The following is a 500-nucleotide window of genomic DNA, read 5'->3' on the forward strand; positions in this document are numbered from 1 at the left end:
TTAACCATTTTACGAATTCATCACGTGTAAATGATGTCGCACCTTTTTCTACTTTCACTGGTGCAGCTTTGACTTTTACGTTTTGTTTGTAGTATTTAGCTATTAATTTATCGAGATTTGATGTATTTCTGCCATAACCAGACGCTTCTAATGCATTTCCTGGGTCTTGTTTATCTGCTTGAATATCTTGATGTCCTGGCATTCTAGTTTTGTAATCAATATGCCAATACTCTGCAAGATATGCTAATACTCTAGCACCATTGTCTAACGCTTTTCTACTACGTTCTCTATCACTGAAATAACATATTTCAACACCTATCGCTACATCGTTAGCGTCTTTGTTGTACCAAATGTTATCTGTAGGCGCGTCATAAAGCACGTGCCAAGCTTTCTCTGTCGTCGGTATACAAATGATACATTCTTTATCATCAACGAATATATGCGCGCTAGCTACACTGTTCCAAGGTATATTATAAGTATTCTCATAATAAGTCACATTC

At 36.4% G+C, this 500-nt stretch carries 1 protein-coding gene; it reads right to left on the reverse strand.

Going from position 1 to position 500, the window contains the following annotated elements; translation table 11 throughout:
* On the reverse strand, positions 1–496 hold a 496-nt coding region (locus tag EN964_RS36900), incomplete at its 3' end, for a peptidoglycan recognition family protein (RefSeq protein WP_245490772.1).
* Positions 497–500: the final 4 nt, after the last annotated feature.

The sequence above is a fragment of the Mesorhizobium sp. M7A.F.Ca.CA.001.10.2.1 genome, assembly GCF_003998575.1.
Lineage (GTDB): Bacteria > Pseudomonadota > Alphaproteobacteria > Rhizobiales > Rhizobiaceae > Mesorhizobium.